The organism is Streptomyces sp. NPDC046866, assembly GCF_040704625.1.
GTDB lineage: Bacteria > Actinomycetota > Actinomycetes > Streptomycetales > Streptomycetaceae > Streptomyces.
This window is the reverse complement of the sequence record NZ_JBEYXN010000003.1, coordinates 468,355-484,663: the sequence shown is the minus strand read 5'-3', so window position 1 is coordinate 484,663 and position 16,309 is coordinate 468,355. Positions and strand designations below refer to the sequence as shown.

Sequence of the window (16,309 nt, the reverse complement as noted above, 5' to 3'; positions counted from 1 at the left end):
GGCGATCGATACATGTTCCCGTTCCGCCGCACGCCCGAGCTGCCCACCGCCGAGGAGGCCCTGAAGGGCCGCCCGGAGCCCCTGTTCTCCCTGCCGCCCGCGCACACGGTCCTCGGCAACCCCTTGGCCGGCCCCTACCCGGAGCACCTGGAGGTGGCGGACTTCGGGCTGGGCTGCTTCTGGGGTGCGGAGCGGAAGTTCTGGCAGACGCCGGGGGTGTGGACGACGCTGGTCGGCTACCAGGGCGGCCACACCGAGAACCCGACGTACGAGGAGGTCTGCTCGGGCCTGACCGGCCACACGGAGGTCGTCCGCGTGGTCTTCGACCCGGCGCAGGTCTCGTACGGCACGCTGCTGAAGCTCTTCTGGGAGTCCCACGACCCGACCCAGGGCTTCCGCCAGGGCAACGACGTGGGCACCCAGTACCGCTCGGCGGTCTACACCCACTCCGCCGCCCAGCAGGCCGCGGCCGAGGCGTCCCGCGAGGCCTACCAGCAGGTCCTGACCTCCTCGGGCTACGGCCCGATCACCACGGCCGTCCTCCCGGCCGCGGAGCGCCCCTTCTGGCCCGCCGAGGCCTACCACCAGCAGTACCTGGACAAGAACCCGGCCGGGTACTGCGGCATCGGCGGCACGGGGGTCTCCTGCCCCGTCGGCGTGGCCCGCGCGGACTCCTGAGCCGCCCCGCCCCGGCTTCCGGGCAGAACGGAGAAGATGATAAACGGAGGGGGGATTTGCCGGGGATTGTCGACGGTCGGTGTCTGTAGAGCAGATTTAATTCCGCAGGATCCCCTGATCGGAGCATCGACCTCACCCGTATGCCGCACACCCGGCCGCCGTTGGCGACGTTATCTGGCATATGACGGACAGGATCGCCGCAGACGCCCACGCCGACTCGCCCGCCGTTCCGGTCACCGACCGCAACGGCGGACCGCGGAACGAAAATGACGCCACCCTCCTCGAATGGCCCGAATCCACCTCCAGCGCCCTGAGGCAATTCACGGAGGCGATGGACCGGATCGAGTACGACTTCTGGCGCTGCTGGAACGGAATCGCCCAGACATCGGAGGCGAATCACGCCGGGGTGGGGCTTCGAAGGAATGCGTGACTTCCTCAGCGGCAGCCCCTTCGAAAGCCCCCAGAGCCCGGAAGGACCCGAAGACTTCTACGCGGCCACACACACCCAGGCGTGGCACACCACGGGGCAGATGTCGCCCGACCCGACGGAAGAACTGGGCTTCCTGCTCCAGGAGACCATGGCGGCCCCGTACGAGAGCCCGCCGGTCCGGCAGCCGCCGAACCCCTACGCCCTGCACCCCGACGGGCTCCCGTCCCGCCGGCGCCGCAGGTCACGGCGCTTGGTCGTCGACTGGATGAGCACCACGAGCTTCTCCATCGCCACGCTCGCCGCCACCCTGGTGACCGTGGTCAGCCTGTTCGGCGGCATCATCGCCTACGAACCGCTGCGCCGGGTCGCCGAGCTGCGCACCCCCTCGTACGTGGCCGACTGGTGGCCGCTCCTCGTCTACGGCCCCTGGGCCGTCGCCTCCCTGTCCATCCTGCGGGCCGCCCTTCACCAGCGCCGGGCACTTCATTCCTGGCTCGTGGTGCTCGCCTTCTCGGGCACCGCGATCCTGCTGTGTCTGGCGCAGGCCCCCAAAACCCTCACCGACGAGGCCGCCGCCGCATTGCCGCAGATGGCGTCACTCGCCTGTCTTCACCAACTGGTCCGCCTCATCACTTTGACCAAACCGCCCCGGAAGACCGGTGCCCGCCACCGCACCTCGCTCCCTCGCTTCGGCCCTTCCGCCCCGCCTTCCGCCCCACGGGCGACCAGGCCGCCGATCCCGAGGAGCAGACGACCTTTCTGAAGATTCCGAAAACCCTCCCGGACATCCCTCCCTGCAGCTCCGGTCAGGGAGTTGCGCTGTCAAGGAGGGATCTCCCCGATGTCCGCGATTCTTTCCCAGGCAAGATCCATTTAGCAAGGCGCCGATCACCCGAACGGCCCAATGTTCCGGTTATTGGTCATGATCTTGCCCGGGGAGGGTTTCCGCGGCACCGCCGGCCGAGCCGCCCGGTTCGGCCCGGTGGTGGCCACGTACGGGGTGCTGTGGTGGATCGGGGACCTCGGCGGGCACACCGAGGCCGGCTCAGATCGTTGCCGCGTCGATGACGAAGCGGTAGCGGACGTCGCCGGCGAGCACCCGCTCGTACGCCTCGTTGACCTCCTCGGCGCGGATCACCTCGATCTGCGAGCCCAGGCCGTGCTCGGCGCAGAAGTCCAGCATCTCCTGGGTCTCGGCGATGCCGCCGATCATCGAGCCGGCGAGGGTCCTGCGGCCGAGGACGACGGAGAACAGGTTCAGGGAGACCGGCTCCTCCGGCACGCCGACGTTGACCAGCGCGCCGTCGACCTTCAGCAGGCCCAGGTACCGGTCGAGGCCGAGCGGGGCCGAGACCGTCGAGACGATCAGGTCGAAGGTGCCGGCCAGTTCCTCGAAGGTGTTCGGGTCGGCGGTCGCGTGGTAGTGGTCGGCGCCGAGCCGCAGGCCGTCCTCCTGCTTGCGCAGGCTCTGCGAGAGCACGGTGACCTCCGCGCCGAGCGCGTGCGCGATCTTCACGCCGATGTGGCCGAGGCCGCCGAGCCCGACGATCGCGACCTTCTTGCCGGGGCCGGCCTGCCAGTGCTTCAGCGGGGAGTACAGGGTGATGCCGGCGCACAGCAGCGGCGCGGCCTCGTCGAGGGCGAGCCCGTCGGGGATGCGGACGACGTAGTTCTCGTCGACGACGATGTGGGTGGAGTAACCGCCGTACGTGGGCTCGCCGTTGCGGTCGAGGGCGTTGTAGGTGCCGGTGATGCCCTGCACGCAGTACTGCTCCTGGCCGCTCAGGCAGTACGCGCACTCCCGGCAGGTGTCGACCATGCAGCCGACGCCCACCCGGTCCCCGACGGCGAACCGGGTGACGCCGGGGCCGGCCTCGGCGACGACACCGGCTATTTCGTGGCCGGGGACCATCGGGAAGATGCCCTCGCCCCAGCCGTCGCGGGTCTGGTGGATGTCGGTGTGGCAGATGCCCGTGTACTTGATCTCGATGAGGACGTCGTGCTCGCCGACCGGGCGGCGCGGGACGCCGGTGCGCTCCAGCGGAGCCTTGGCGGCGGGGGCGGCGTAGGCGGCGACGGTGACGGGGGTGACGGACACGGTGTGCTCCTCGAACGGGCGGGATGGTGCGGTGGCGCCGGCTGCTGCCCGGCGGCGGTGTCCACGGTGCCGGAGGCGGCCGGCGGCACCCAGCCCCCTGCCGTTCCTACGCCCGGCGTTCCTACCCCTGGCGGGGTCAGGCTCGGGCCCCCGCCGGCGGGCGGGTTGCGGTGATACTGGGCGGCATGGACCAGCTTGATCAGCGCGCCGCACTGGGCGAGTTCCTCCGCGTCCGCCGGGGGCGGCTGCGCCCCGCGGACGTGGGCCTGCCCGACCTCGGACGCCACCGGCGCGTCCCCGGCCTCCGGCGCGAGGAACTGGCGCAGCTGGCCGGCGTGTCGGTGGCGTACTACACCCGCCTCGAACAGGGGCACGGGCAGAACGTGTCGTACGAGGTGCTCGACGCGATCGCCCGGGCCCTGCGCCTGGACGCCACCGAGGCGGCACACCTGCGCCAGCTGGCCCGGCCCCGGCCGCGCCGCCAGCGCAACCGACCGCACCGTCCGCAGCGGGTGCGCCCGGAGCTGCGGACGCTGATGGACGCGATGGACGGCGTGCCGGCGTACCTGGTGGGGCACCGGCAGGACGTCATCGGCTGGAACCGGCTGGCAGCGGCGGTGTTCGGGGACTTCGGCGCACTGCCGCCGCAGGAGCGCAACCTCGTCCGCCAGGTGTTCCTGGACCCGGCGACGGCCGAGCTGTACGCGCAGTGGGAGTGCCGGGCCTGTCAGGTGGTCAGCAACCTGCGCACGTACGCGGGCCGGCACCCGGACGACGAGCAGCTGACGGCGCTGGTCGGCGAGCTGTCGGTGAAGAGCGAGGAGTTCCGCCGGCTGTGGGCGGCGCACACGGTGGTGGACAAGACGCACGGGGTCAAGCAGCTGCGCCATCCGCTGGTCGGCGAACTGGTGCTGTCCTTCGAGACGCTGGCCCTGCCCGACGACTGCGAGCAGCGGCTGATCGTCTTCCACCCCACGCCCGGCTCGCCGTCGGCCGACGCCCTGCGCCTGCTGGCGTCGTGGTCGGCCGCGCCGGGGGCGCCGGGCGGGGTGCAGGCGGACGAGGCGGCTACAGCGTGAGCTGGAAGACCGCCGCGCCGCGCTCGCGGCGGTAGCCGAGCGCCTCGTTGACGGTGCGCATCGGGGTGTTGGCGTCGGCGACGGTCGTGGCGATGGTGCGCAGGCCGGGGTGGCGGGCCGTCGCCTCGGCGAGCATGCGGAGCTTGACCGCACGGCCGAGGCCGCGGCCGCGGTGCGCGGGGACGACGACCGTGTCGTACTGGAGGGCGCGCGGGCCGTCGGGGTCCGGCAGGACGAGCTCCGTGTACGCGGCGACCTCGCCCTGCGCGGTGACGGCGGCGACGGTGGTGATCGCGCCCCCGCGGTCCAGGATGAGCTGCTGGGCGGCGTGCAGGCGCCCGGCCGTCCAGGTCTCGGTCTGCTCGTCGGTGTCGCCGCTCGGGGCGTCGTCCATGGAGCCGTGGGCGGTGGCGGCGGCCGCGGCCCAGGCGTCGGGCACCAGGCCGGGCCAGCACAGCAGCGTGTAGCCGGGCGTCTGCGGCACCTGCCCGCCCTCCCGCTCCCGGGTGGTCACGTCCTGGACGTACCAGGCCATCGGCAGGGCCTGGGTGAACCCGAGGGACTCGGCGAAGGCCTGGCCGGGGCCGCCGAGGTCGACCACGGTGGCGACCGAGGTCCGGCCGTCGGCGAGGAGCGCCTCGCGGACCCGATCCCACAGGGCCGTGCCGAGGCCCTGCCGGCGGGCCTCGGGGTGTACGGCCAGGACGTCGAGGAAGGCGGTGTGCCGGTTCTTCTCGTCGCTGAACAGGAGCAGCCCGGCGACGCCGAGCATCCCGGCCGCGCCGTCCCCGGCGGCCCAGAGCGCCGCGCGGCCGCGGGCCGGCGCCACCTGGATCCGGCCGGCCACCTCCACCCGGGAGGGCGCCGGCAGCTGCGGCAGGTCGGCTGCCTGGACGGCGGCCAGGACGGCCCGCCAGGCGTCCGCCTCGGTGTCGGAGGGGGGCGGGGTAAGGGCACGGACCGATGCGGGACGACTGTTCGATCGCTTCATGATCGCGACCCTAGCCGCGGCGCGCCCCGCGCGCCCGGCACTTTCCCGCCCTGCGCCCGCGCCCTCCGGGCGCTGGGCCGACCGGCCTTCCGGTCCCGTCCGCCGGCCCCCGAAACGCCGGATGGCGGGGAGCCGCTCGGGCTCCCCGCCATCCGGTCGGGGTGGTTTCGGTTCCCGCCGAGGGGGCTCAGGCGGCCGAGCCGGCCTTCCACTCCGCCCAGCTCATGTTCCAGCCGTTGAGGCCGTTGTCGGGCTTGATGGTCTTGTCCGGGGAGTTGACCACCGTCACGACGTCGCCGATGAGGGAGTTGTCGAAGAACCAGGCCGCGGGCTGGTCGGGGTCGCCCGCGCCCTTGACGTCGTTGAGGCCGACGCAGCCGTGGCTGGTGTTCACGCTGCCGAAGATCGAGTCCGATCCCCAGTAGTTGCCGTGGATGAAGGTGCCGGAGGTGGACAGCCGCATCGCGTGCGGGACGTCCTTGATGTCGTACTCGCCCTTGCCGTCACTGCCGGTGAAGCCGACGGTGGAGCCGTCCATCCGGGTCTCCTTGAACTTCTCGGAGATCACCATCTGGCCGTTGTACGTCGGGTTCGCCGGGGAGCCCGCCGAGATCGGGATGGTCTTGATGACCTGGCCGTCGCGCGTGACGGTCATCTTCTTCGTCTTGGCGTCGACGGTGGAGACCTGGCTGCGGCCGATCTTGAAGGTGGCGGTGCGGTTCTGCACGCCCTGGACGCCGGGGGCGCCCTGGACGCCGTCCAGCGTCATCTTCAGGGTGACGGTGGAGTTGGCCTGCCAGTACTGCTCGGGCCGGAAGTCGAGCCGCTGCTCGTTGAACCAGTGGCCGACGACCTCCTGGCCGGAGCTGGAGGTGACGCTGATGGCGGCTTGGACCGCCTTCTTGTCCTTGATCGGCTTGTTGAAGGTGATCGAGACCGGCATGCCGACGCCGACGGTCTGGCCGTCCTCCGGCACGAAGGAGCCGATGAAGCTGTTCTCGGGCGAGACGGTGGTGAAGGAGGCGTTCTCGTGGGCCTCCTTGCCGCTCGCGTCCTTCGCGGTCGCCGCCAGCGCGTACTTCGTGGAGCGCTTCAGCGGGGCGTCCGGCTTCCAGCTCTTGCCGTCGCCGGCAATCTTGCCGGCGACGGCCGCGCCCTCGGAGGTCTTCAGCTCCACGGCGGTGAGGGTGCCCTCGGCGACGCTGACGGCGGTCGAGTCGAGGCCCACGTTGGTCGCGCCGTCCTTCGGCGTGATCGTTATCTTGGCCTTCGACGCGTCCTTGGCGGCGGCCGCGTCGACGTCCGACTGGGACTTGCCCGAGTCCCCGCCCTTCGCCTTGTCGTCCCCGCCGCCGTTACACGCCGTGAGCACCAGTACACCGCCGAGCACGGCGGATATGGCCGCCATGGACCTGCGCCGCCGCTTGCTGTCCGTCCTCACACGCCACTCCATCATTGCCTGAACCCCCCGGGGCACGTCCCCGGGCAGGGGGAAAACGCCCCCTGCCTCGCCCCAGTCAACGCATTGACGGCCCGGTCGGTTCCACATTCCGTTTGAATGTGGGCAACCCCACGGTCAGGCGTTGTCGGTCTCCCTGTCGAAGCCTCCATCTTCCTCTTCGAGGTCCCACTCCAGCGACTCGGGGTCGTATTCGACGGGCTCGCTGCTCCAGGAGGCCTGTACGAGCTCCACTCCGGGGATCTCCGCCACCAGGTCGGTGGGGTCCACGAGGTACGCGAGGGCTTCCGATTCGTCCTCCCGGACGGCGGCCTCGGCGTGGCTGCGCTCCTCGTCCGGCATGAACTCGTCGGCGTCGATGTGCTCGAGGGCGGCGCCGGTCAGGGCCTCGGCGTCCGGAACCTCCAGCACCAAATCGACCCGGAGCCGTACATATCGTGATGTGTCAGAAGGGTTCATACGACGGAGAGTAAGCCCGAACCGGCCCCGACTTTCCCACGACCCGCCCCTTTCCGTAGCATCACCGCACACGGCCAATTCGCTGCTTCCGCAAGGGGGATCGCACCGTGACCGCACGCCGACCGCTGCTCACCGCTCTCGGGGCGACCACCCTGCTCGCCGCCCTGTGGTTCGTGCCCTCGGCCAACGCCACCGCGCCCGAGGGCGGCGCGCCCGCCGGGCAGGCGGGACGCGCCGCGCCGGCCGCGGCGAACACCGACGGCCCGGGCGCCGCCGATGCCGGTGCCGATGCCGCGGGCGGGCAGGGGACGGCCTCCGAGGAGCCGGTGCTCGGCCTCGCGGACACCGGTGGCGTCGACACCACGCCCTACCTGCTGGCCGGCACCGCCTGCCTGATCGTGGGCGCGGCCTCGGTCACCTTCTCAGTCCGCCACTCCCGCAACGCCTGACCAAAGCCGAGGCCCGGCGCCTTCAGCCCCGCCGGCGCTTGAGGCACGGGGCCGGGCGAGCCCGGTGCCCGGCGGGGCCGGGTTCCTTGGGGCTCCGCCCCAAACCCCGCGCCTCGAACGCCGGCGAGGCTGAAATGGCCCACCCCCGCTCCGAAAGACAGCCCCGTCGACTTCACCAAGGCCTGAGCGAGGCACCCGAAGCCGGAGCCGGCACGTCCAGCAGCCTCGCCGGCGCTTGAGGCGTGGGGCCGGGCGGAGCGCGGTGCCCGGCGGAGCCGGGTGGCTTGGGGCGTCGGCCCGGACGCCGGAGGGCCGCCACCGGGAGGTTTCCGGCGGCGGCCCTGGGTGGCGCGTCCCCCCGCGGAGCGGGGCGGCGGCGGGGCGGTCAGGCCAGCGGGCCCGTCACGGACTCGACGGCGGCGACCAGCCCGCCCGAGCGGACGAAGGCGTCGGCGGCGGCCAGGTCGGGCGCGAGGAAGCGGTCCGGGCCGGGGCCCGCCACGCCGGCCTCCCGGGTGCCCGCGATCGCGGCGAGGCTGGCCGGGGCGGCGGTGAGGCCGTGGCGCAGCTCGATGGCCCGGGTGGCCGCGTACAGCTCGATCGCGATGATCCGGGTCAGGTTGTCGATGGCGGTGCGGAGCTTGCGCGCGGCCGACCAGCCCATCGAGACGTGGTCCTCCTGCATGGCGGAGGAGGGGATGGAGTCGGCGGAGGCCGGGACGGCGAGCCGCTTCATCTCGCTGACCAGGGCGGCCTGCGTGTACTGGGCGATCATCAGGCCGGAGTCCACGCCGGCGTCCTCGGCGAGGAACGGCGGCAGGCCGTGGCTGCGGTTCTTGTCGAGCAGCCGGTCGGTGCGCCGCTCGGCGATGGAGCCGAGGTCGGCGGCCGCGATGGCGAGGAAGTCCAGGACGTAGGCGACGGGGGCGCCGTGGAAGTTGCCGTTGGACTCCACGCGGCCGTCGGGCAGGACGACCGGGTTGTCGACGGCGGAGGCCAGCTCGCGGGAGGCGACGAGGGCGGCGTGCGCGAGGGTGTCGCGGCCGGCGCCGGCGACCTGCGGGGCGCAGCGCACGGAGTAGGCGTCCTGCACGCGCGGGGCGGACTCCTCCTGGAAGTGCCCGGTGAGCCCGGAGCCCTTCAGGACGGCGGCCATGTTGGCGGCGGAGGCGCCCTGGCCGGGGTGGGGGCGGATGGCGTGCAGCTCGGGCGCGAGGACCTTCTCGGTGCCGAGCAGGGCCTCCAGCGTCAGGGCGGCGGTGATGTCGGCGGAGGTGTACAGCCTGCCGAGGTCGGCGAGGGCCATGACCAGCATGCCGAGCATGCCGTCGGTGCCGTTGAGGAGCGCCAGGCCCTCCTTCTCGCGCAGCTCGACGGGCTCGATGCCGGCCTCGGCGAGCAGCTCGCCGGCGGGCCGGACGACCCCGTCGGGGCCCTCGGCGTCGCCTTCGCCCATCAGGGTGAGCGCGCAGTGCGAGAGCGGGGCGAGGTCGCCGGAGCAGCCGAGGGAGCCGTACTCGTGGACCACGGGGGTGATGCCCGCGTTGAGCACGTCGGCCATGGTCTGGGCGACGGACGGGCGGACGCCGGTGTGGCCGGAGGCGACGGTCTTCAGGCGCAGGAACATCAGCGCGCGCACGACCTCGCGCTCGACGCGCGGGCCCATGCCGGCGGCGTGCGAGCGGACGATGTTGCGCTGGAGCTGCGCGCGCAGCTCGGGGCTGATGTGCCGGGAGGCCAGGGCGCCGAACCCGGTGGACACTCCGTAGACGGGCTCGGGCTTGGCGGCGAGGGAGTCGACGATCTCGCGGGAGCGGGCGAGGGCGTCGAGGGCCTCGGAAGACAGCTGGACCCGCGCGTTGCCGCGGGCGACGGCGATGACGTCCTCGGCGGTGGTCCCGGACGTTCCCACCACGACAGTGTGCATATCCATATTCAGCACCCTACGGACTGAATCGCTTCATGTCACTAGCGACTTTCACGAGCGCCTGTTACGCAGCGCAGCCGCCGCCCCCGCACGCCTACGCCCGGCCACGGAAGCGGCGCCGCTCGCCCGGCGCCTCCTGCTGCGCGGCGTCGGCCAGGCGCACCACGGCGCTGTCCCGGCCGGCGACGACGGGACCCCCCGAGCGGGCCGCCTTGGCCTTGTACTGGGCGGCATCGGCCAGCCGGAACAGCCGCCGGGAGGACTTCACCGGGCCGATCGGGTCCCCGGTCGAGGCGACCCCGCAGGCCACGCCCTCGCCCAGCTCCAGCTCGGCGGCCCGGCGGCACAGCTCCTCGGTCACCCGCACCACCTCGTCGGCCGCGGGCCCCACGCTCAGCAGGCAGAACTCGTCGCCGCCGAGCCGGGCGGCGAGCGCGCCGGGCAGCATGGCCCCGCACAGGCTGAGCACCGACCCGAAGCGCTCCAGCAGCCGGTCGCCGGTGGCGTGGCCGAGGGTGTCGTTGACCTGCTTGAGGCCGTTGAGGTCGCACATGACCAGGCTGACGACGGCCCCGGCCCGGCGGTGCTCCTCCAAGGCCTCGTCGAGCCGCATGTCGACGGCGCGCCGGTTGGCCAGGCCGGTCAGCGGGTCGGTGAAGGCGAGCCGCCGGGCCTCCTCCAGGCGGTCGTTCTGCGCCAGCCCGGCGGCGATGACGGCGGCCAGGACGGCCGCGAACTCCGCGTCGTCCTCGTCGAAGTCGGGCAGCCCGTCGTCGCGGGCCACGTACAACTCGCCCCAGGCCCGGCCGCTGAGCACCACGGGCGCGACGACGCAGGTCCCGCGCCCGCGGCGGCGCAGCTGCTCGCCGCGCCGCCCGGGCCGGCCGCCGCCGGCGCTCTCGACCCAGGCGTGCGGGCCTGCGCCGCCCGCCCAGCGCTCGTGCAGGAACTCGGTGATCTCGGGATAGTCGTGCACGGGGTAGGACTCGTCCTCGGGGAACTCGGCCTCGTCGGCGCGGCGCTCGCCCTCGTTGACGAGGACCCGCAGCCGGCCCCGCTCACGCTCCCAGGCGGAGATGGCGGCGAACGAGCCGTCCATCGCCAGGCGGGCCCCGCGCGCGGCCGCCCGCACGCTGTCCCGCGGTGCGACCGCGGCGGCCATGGCCTGGGCCAGGCCCACGACGGCTCGCAGCCGTCCGTCGACTCCCATCACCCCAGGTTAGGGAGTTTTGCCAGATTTTGTGACGGGGGGGCGAGGGCCGGCGCGGGTGCGCTGCCGCCGCCGTGACGCTTCCGCTGCCGCTGTTCCGCTGCGCGGAGCCGTTTCCCCTCCCCGCCCCCGCCCCTTCCCGAAACCGGGTCCTGCGGCCCCGGCCCCCGCTGCGGGGCCGCGCCCCGCACCCCGCCTGGGGCTCCGCCCCGGACCCCGCGCCTCACGCGCCGGCCGGGCTGATCAAGCCCGCGCGGCGTTTGAGCGCACCGGGCGCGAAGCGCACGGAAACGGGGACCGGGGTCAGATCCCCGGCCAGTTCGGGCGGCGCTTTTCGTTGAAGGCGGCCACGCCCTCCGCCCGGTCGCCGGAGAACGCCACCGTGCGCCACGCGGCGTCCTCGATCTCCAGGCCGGCCACGAGGTCCATGCCGTGCCCCAGCCGCAGCGCCCGCTTGGCCGCCCGCAGTCCCACCGGGGAGTTCGCCGCCATCCGGGCGGCCAGCGCGAGCGCCTCGTCCCGGTCGGCGCCCGCCGGGACCACCGAGTCCACCAGGCCCAGGGACAGCGCCTCGGCCGCCTCCACCCGGCGCGCCGTGAAGATCAGCTCGGCCGCGCGGGCCGCACCCACGCGCCGCGGCAGCAGCTGCGTGCCGCCGCCGCCGGGGATCACGCCGACGGACACCTCGGGCAGGCCGACCACGGCCGTCTCGTCCGCCACGATGACGTCGCAGGCCAGGGCCAGCTCGAAGCCGCCGCCGAGGGCGAAGCCGTGGACCGCCGCGATCGTCGGCATCGGCAGCTCCAGCACGCCCCCGTACGCACCGCGCGTGGTGGGCCGCTGGCGCAGCAGCTCGGCGTCGGAGAAGGAGTTGCGCTCCTTGAGGTCCGCGCCGACGCAGAAGGCCCGCTCCGCGGTCGAGGTGAGCACCACGACCCGCACCGAGGCGTCCGCCGCCAGCTCCGCGCAGGCCGCGCCGATCGCGCGCGCCATGTCCGTGGACACCGCGTTCATCGCCTTGGGCCGGTCCAGGGCCAGCTCGACGACCCCGTCCTCCCCGTGCCGACGTACGCTGACGAACTCCGACTCCACCGACACAGGACCCTCCCGGTTAACGAACGTTACCCCGGGATCTTAGGCTTCCGCCGCGTCAGCGACCAGGGCTCCACGACGCCCAGTCCGCGCACCGGCCGCTGCCACATCGGCTGGAGCGCGAAGCGGTACGCGCGGCCGCCCTCCTCGGCCTCGGCGTCCTTCTCCGACACCGGGGCCGCGCCGGTGCGGCCCAGCTCCTCGGCCATCGCCCCGTCGACCAGCACCGCGTCCTTCGGGGCTATGGAGGTCAGGCGGCTGGCGAGGTTGACCGTGGTGCCGAAGACGTCGCCCATCCGGGTCGTCACGGTCCCGAAGGCGATGCCGACGCGCAGCTCCGGCATCTGGGGGTCGGCCTCCATCGTCTCGATCAGCCGCAGCGCGATCTCGGCCGCCGTCGCCGCGTCGTCCGCGACGTAGAGCACCTCGTCGCCGAGCGTCTTGATCAGCCGGCCGCCGTGCGCGGCGACCAGGTCCGCGGAGGTGGTCTCGAAGGACTCGACCAGCTCGCCGAGCTGCTCCTCCTCCAGGCGGCGGGTGAGCCGGGTGAAGCCCACCAGGTCGGCGAAGCCGACGGCCAGGCGCCGGTCGACCATCTCCTCGTCGTCCGCGGCCTGCACCACCCGCCCGGTGGCGGCCGCGAGCTGCCGCCGCCACACGTAGACGAGGAACTCCTCCAGCTCCGGCAGCAGCAGCTCCACCAGCGGGTACGTGACCTCCGTCCGGGTCATGCCCGGCTCCGGCGGCTCGGTCAGCCCCTCCAGGAAGGAATCGATCTGCCATTCGGCCAGCCGGGCGGTGGTCTGCCCGGTGGACCGGGCCACCTGCACCGCCATCGGCTCGCTCAGCAGCCCGGCCTCCACCAGGCCCGCGAGCCGGCGCAGCGCCAGGACGTCCGCCTCCGTCAGGGCGCGGGCCTGGCCGATGTCGGCGAAGCCCATGGCCCGCCAGAAACGGGAGGCGAGCTCCATGGACACGCCGGCGCTGCGGGCGGCCTGGAACGGCGTGTACCGGCGCTCCGCACCGAGGATCAGCTGCTCCAGCCGGATGGCGAGCGGGTCCGCCGTCGGCTGGGCCGTGTGGTCCACCTCGTGGTGCGGGGTGTGCTGGTCGCGCCCGATCGGCATGCCGGGGCCGCCGGGCCCGTGGGCGGACGCGCTGGACTTTGAGTCGTCGACGGTCAAGGGCCGCCTCCTGTCCATTCCGTGCGCACTGCCCTGGCGAACCGGTGATCGCCGTGAGGACCGGGATCGCCTAAACCATACGGCAGGTGTGCCGTAGCTCACTCCCCACACCCGTCGGCTCCGTCCGCCGCGGGGCCCCGGGCCGGTCCCGAAGCCCGGGGCGCCGCCGCTAGCGGACGGGGCGGAGGTGCACCACGTCACCGGCTCCGACGGCCTCGTGGGCGTCGTCGGCGGTGCGTACGACGAGCCGCCCGTCCGCGTCCACGGCTTCGGCCGTTCCGGTGAGCGTGCGCCCGCCGGGCAGCTCGGCCCGTACGTGCCGGCCGAGGGTGGAGCACTCCGCCGCGTACGCCTCCTGCAGGCCGCTGGCGGCCGGATCGCCGCCGGCCTCGCGCCAGGTGCCGTACCACTGCTCCAGGGAGCGCAGTACGGCCTTCAGCAGGGGCTCGCGGTCGGTCACGGCGGCCTTCGCGAGGAGCAGCGAGCCGGCCTCGGGGACGGGCAGCTCCTGCTCGGTCAGGCTGACGTTGAGCCCGATCCCGATGACCACGCCGTCGGCGACGCGCTCGGCGAGGATGCCGCCGGCCTTGCGCTCCTGGCCCTCCACGGTGACCAGCAGGTCGTTGGGCCACTTGAGGGCGGTGTCCACGCCGGCCGCGCGCGAGATCCCGGCCGCCGCGGCCACCCCGGCCAGCAGGGTCAGCCAGCCCCACCGCTCCTGCGGCACCGCCTCGCCCGGCTTGAACAGCACGGAGAAGAACAGCCCGGACCGGGCGGGCGCGACCCAGCTGCGGTCCAGCCGCCCGCGCCCCGCGGTCTGCTCCTCGGCGACGAGCACGGCCCCCTCGGGCAGCGCGGCGGCCCGGGCGGCGAGATCGGTGTTGGTGGAGCCGGTGGCGGGGACGACCTCCAGGGAGGTCCACAGCCCTTGGCCGGTGACGAGGGACCTCTGCAGTGCGGCGCTGTTGAGCGGCGGCCGGTCGAGGTCGGACCAGCGGCTCGCGGAGGCTCCGGCGGAAGCCTCTCCTGAAGCATCGGATGGCGTCATGCAAGCCAGAGTAGGTGTGTCAAACGCCGCACTGCCGAGCGCCATGCCCGCCGATACGCTACGCACCAGTAGCCAGCAGTAGTCAATCAATTAACCAGGCAGTTGACACCACACAGGGAGCCGCGACCCCGATGTCACAACCGTCAGAGCCGATCGACATCCACACCACCGCGGGGAAGATCGCGGATCTGCAGCGCCGTATCGACGAAGCCACCCACGCCGGGTCCGCGCGGGCCGTGGAGAAGCAGCACGCCAAGGGCAAGCTGACGGCGCGCGAGCGGGTGGCCCTGCTGCTGGACGAGGGCTCTTTCGTGGAGCTGGACGAGTTCGCCCGGCACCGCTCCACCAACTTCGGCCTGGAGAAGACCCGCCCCTACGGCGACGGCGTCGTCACCGGCTACGGCACGGTCGACGGCCGCCCGGTGGCGGTCTTCTCGCAGGACTTCACCGTCTTCGGCGGGGCCCTCGGCGAGGTCTACGGCCAGAAGATCATGAAGGTGATGGACTTCGCGCTGAAGACCGGCTGCCCGCTCGTCGGCATCAACGACTCCGGCGGCGCCCGCATCCAGGAGGGCGTCAGCGCCCTCGGCATGTACGGCGAGATCTTCCGCCGCAACGTGCACGCCTCCGGCGTGATCCCGCAGATCAGCCTGATCGTGGGCCCCTGCGCGGGCGGCGCCGTGTACTCCCCGGCCATCACCGACTTCACGGTCATGGTCGACCAGACCTCGCACATGTTCATCACCGGCCCGGACGTCATCAAGACGGTCACCGGCGAGGACGTCGGCTTCGAGGAGCTGGGCGGCGCCCGCACCCACAACTCCACCTCGGGCGTGGCCCACCACATGGCCGGGGACGAGAAGGACGCCATCGAGTACGTCAAGTCCCTGCTGGCCTACCTGCCGTCGAACAACCTCTCGGAGCCGCCGGCCTTCCCGGAGGAGGCCGACACCGAGGTCACCGACGCGGACCGCGAGCTCGACGTCCTGATCCCGGACAGCGCGAACCAGCCGTACGACATGCACACGGTGATCGAGCACGTCCTCGACGACGGCGAGTTCCTCGAGACGCAGTCGATGTTCGCCCCGAACATCCTCACGGGCTTCGGCCGCGTCGAGGGCCACCCGGTCGGCATCGTCGCGAACCAGCCGATGCAGTTCGCCGGCTGCCTGGACATCAACGCCTCCGAGAAGGCCGCCCGCTTCGTGCGGACCTGCGACGCCTTCAACATCCCGGTGCTGACGTTCGTGGACGTGCCGGGCTTCCTGCCGGGCACGGACCAGGAGTACAACGGCATCATCCGGCGCGGCGCGAAGCTGATCTACGCCTACGCCGAGGCCACCGTCCCGCTGATCACCGTCATCACCCGCAAGGCCTTCGGCGGCGCCTACGACGTGATGGGCTCCAAGCACCTCGGCGCCGACCTCAACCTGGCCTGGCCGACCGCCCAGATCGCCGTCATGGGCGCGCAGGGCGCGGTCAACATCCTGCACCGGCGCACCCTCGCCGAGGCGGAGGCCGCCGGCGAGGACGTCGAGGCCGTGCGGGCCCGGCTCATCGCCGAGTACGAGGACACGCTGCTCAACCCGTACACCGCTGCCGAGCGCGGCTACATCGACGCGGTGAGCATGCCGTCGGAGACCCGGGCGCACATCGTCAAGGGCCTGCGGCAGCTGCGCACCAAGCGGGAGTCCCTCCCGCCGAAGAAGCACGGCAACATCCCCCTCTAGTCCGGGAGGACAGTCCTGTGGTGATCAAGGTCGTCAAGGGGAACCCGACCCCGGAGGAGCTGGCCGCCGCACTGGCGGTGGTCCAAGCGCGCGCGGCGGTGCTGGCCTCGGCACCGTCGGGCGCGCCCCGGCCGGCCGACGCGTGGGCGGCCCCGGGCCGCGTGGCGCGGCGGACGCTGCCGCAGCCGGGGCCCCGGGCGTGGGCCCGTACGTACTGGCCCGGCCAGAGCTGATCCCGGAGCCGGCCCGGGCTCCGAAGACGGCGTGAAAGCACCGCGGCGCCTGAGTACCCGTACTCAGGCGCCGCGGCCGTGCCCGGGGCCAGGATCGGGGCATGCTGTGGTCAGACCCTGAGAACGAGCCGCCGAAGGCCATGCGCGACGCGCAGGCGATGGTCCGGCGGATGACCGTGGTGGTCGTGCTCGCGATGGTGGTGGTCGTCTACGTCCTGGGCGTGGGCCACTGATCCGCGCCT

At 73.0% G+C, this 16,309-nt stretch carries 17 protein-coding genes; 8 read left to right on the top strand and 9 right to left on the bottom strand.

Annotated elements, in window-relative coordinates; translation table 11 throughout:
• Positions 1–12 precede the first annotated feature (12 nt).
• The 3 genes from msrA to AB0953_RS08240 all read left to right on the top strand — a co-directional run bounded on the left by msrA (position 13) and on the right by AB0953_RS08240 (position 1,871).
• A complete protein-coding gene (gene msrA, locus AB0953_RS08250; protein WP_366858566.1) occupies positions 13–678 on the top strand; it encodes a peptide-methionine (S)-S-oxide reductase MsrA in 666 nt (221 codons plus the stop codon).
• Positions 679–859: 181 nt separating this feature from the next.
• Entirely contained in the window at positions 860–1,108 is a 249-nt protein-coding gene (locus AB0953_RS08245; RefSeq protein WP_366858565.1) for a hypothetical protein, read from the top strand.
• Complete coding sequence (locus tag AB0953_RS08240) at positions 1,101–1,871, top strand: DUF2637 domain-containing protein (protein ID WP_366858564.1); 771 nt, start codon at positions 1,101–1,103, stop codon at positions 1,869–1,871. Before AB0953_RS08245 ends, AB0953_RS08240 begins: the two co-directional genes overlap by 8 nt.
• A 282-nt stretch (positions 1,872–2,153) precedes the next feature.
• On the opposite strand, the gene AB0953_RS08235 is transcribed toward AB0953_RS08240, so the two are convergent.
• Positions 2,154–3,206 carry an NAD(P)-dependent alcohol dehydrogenase gene (locus AB0953_RS08235; RefSeq protein WP_366858563.1) on the bottom strand — a complete coding sequence of 351 codons (1,053 nt, stop codon included), beginning with the start codon at positions 3,204–3,206 and terminating at the stop codon, positions 2,154–2,156.
• A 185-nt stretch (positions 3,207–3,391) separates the two neighbouring features.
• Here AB0953_RS08235 and AB0953_RS08230 point away from each other — a divergent pair, with 185 nt between their 5' ends.
• On the top strand, positions 3,392–4,285 hold the full coding sequence (locus AB0953_RS08230; RefSeq protein WP_366858562.1) for a helix-turn-helix transcriptional regulator: 894 nt from the start codon (positions 3,392–3,394) through the stop codon (positions 4,283–4,285).
• Here AB0953_RS08230 and AB0953_RS08225 read toward each other — a convergent pair.
• The 3 genes from AB0953_RS08225 to AB0953_RS08215 all read right to left on the bottom strand — a co-directional run bounded on the left by AB0953_RS08225 (position 4,275) and on the right by AB0953_RS08215 (position 7,194).
• Positions 4,275–5,276, bottom strand: coding sequence for a GNAT family N-acetyltransferase (locus AB0953_RS08225; RefSeq protein WP_366858561.1), 1,002 nt, complete (start codon positions 5,274–5,276; stop codon positions 4,275–4,277). The genes AB0953_RS08230 and AB0953_RS08225 overlap by 11 nt on opposite strands.
• A gap of 187 nt (positions 5,277–5,463) precedes the next feature.
• The gene (locus tag AB0953_RS08220; protein ID WP_366858625.1) at positions 5,464–6,729 is read right to left on the bottom strand and encodes an Ig-like domain-containing protein; all 1,266 of its coding nucleotides are present in this window, start codon (positions 6,727–6,729) and stop codon (positions 5,464–5,466) included.
• A 123-nt stretch (positions 6,730–6,852) separates the two neighbouring features.
• Positions 6,853–7,194 carry a hypothetical protein gene (locus AB0953_RS08215; RefSeq protein WP_366858560.1) on the bottom strand — a complete coding sequence of 114 codons (342 nt, stop codon included), beginning with the start codon at positions 7,192–7,194 and terminating at the stop codon, positions 6,853–6,855.
• Positions 7,195–7,301: 107 nt separating this feature from the next.
• Here AB0953_RS08215 and AB0953_RS08210 point away from each other — a divergent pair, with 107 nt between their 5' ends.
• On the top strand, positions 7,302–7,643 hold the full coding sequence (locus tag AB0953_RS08210; RefSeq protein ID WP_366858559.1) for a hypothetical protein: 342 nt from the start codon (positions 7,302–7,304) through the stop codon (positions 7,641–7,643).
• Between the two features lie 385 nt (positions 7,644–8,028).
• On the opposite strand, the gene hutH is transcribed toward AB0953_RS08210, so the two are convergent.
• The 5 genes from hutH to AB0953_RS08185 all read right to left on the bottom strand — a co-directional run bounded on the left by hutH (position 8,029) and on the right by AB0953_RS08185 (position 14,104).
• On the bottom strand, positions 8,029–9,570 hold the full coding sequence (hutH, locus tag AB0953_RS08205) for a histidine ammonia-lyase (protein ID WP_366858624.1): 1,542 nt from the start codon (positions 9,568–9,570) through the stop codon (positions 8,029–8,031).
• A 94-nt stretch (positions 9,571–9,664) separates the two neighbouring features.
• Positions 9,665–10,780, bottom strand: a complete 1,116-nt coding sequence (locus AB0953_RS08200; RefSeq protein WP_366858558.1) for a GGDEF domain-containing protein — start codon at positions 10,778–10,780, stop codon at positions 9,665–9,667.
• Positions 10,781–11,083: 303 nt separating this feature from the next.
• Entirely contained in the window at positions 11,084–11,878 is a 795-nt protein-coding gene (locus AB0953_RS08195) for an enoyl-CoA hydratase-related protein (RefSeq protein WP_366858557.1), read from the bottom strand.
• A 23-nt stretch (positions 11,879–11,901) separates the two neighbouring features.
• The gene (locus AB0953_RS08190) at positions 11,902–12,999 is read right to left on the bottom strand and encodes an adenylate/guanylate cyclase domain-containing protein (RefSeq protein ID WP_366858623.1); all 1,098 of its coding nucleotides are present in this window, start codon (positions 12,997–12,999) and stop codon (positions 11,902–11,904) included.
• Between the two features lie 226 nt (positions 13,000–13,225).
• Complete coding sequence (locus AB0953_RS08185) at positions 13,226–14,104, bottom strand: biotin--[acetyl-CoA-carboxylase] ligase (RefSeq protein ID WP_366858556.1); 879 nt, start codon at positions 14,102–14,104, stop codon at positions 13,226–13,228.
• Between the two features lie 131 nt (positions 14,105–14,235).
• Here AB0953_RS08185 and AB0953_RS08180 point away from each other — a divergent pair, with 131 nt between their 5' ends.
• From AB0953_RS08180 to AB0953_RS08170, 3 genes are all read left to right on the top strand, one after another.
• On the top strand, positions 14,236–15,834 hold the full coding sequence (locus AB0953_RS08180) for an acyl-CoA carboxylase subunit beta (protein ID WP_366858555.1): 1,599 nt from the start codon (positions 14,236–14,238) through the stop codon (positions 15,832–15,834).
• Between the two features lie 20 nt (positions 15,835–15,854).
• Complete coding sequence (locus AB0953_RS08175; protein ID WP_366858622.1) at positions 15,855–16,067, top strand: acyl-CoA carboxylase epsilon subunit; 213 nt, start codon at positions 15,855–15,857, stop codon at positions 16,065–16,067.
• Between the two features lie 101 nt (positions 16,068–16,168).
• Entirely contained in the window at positions 16,169–16,300 is a 132-nt protein-coding gene (locus tag AB0953_RS08170; RefSeq protein WP_366858554.1) for a hypothetical protein, read from the top strand.
• The last annotated feature ends 9 nt before the right edge of the window (positions 16,301–16,309 follow it).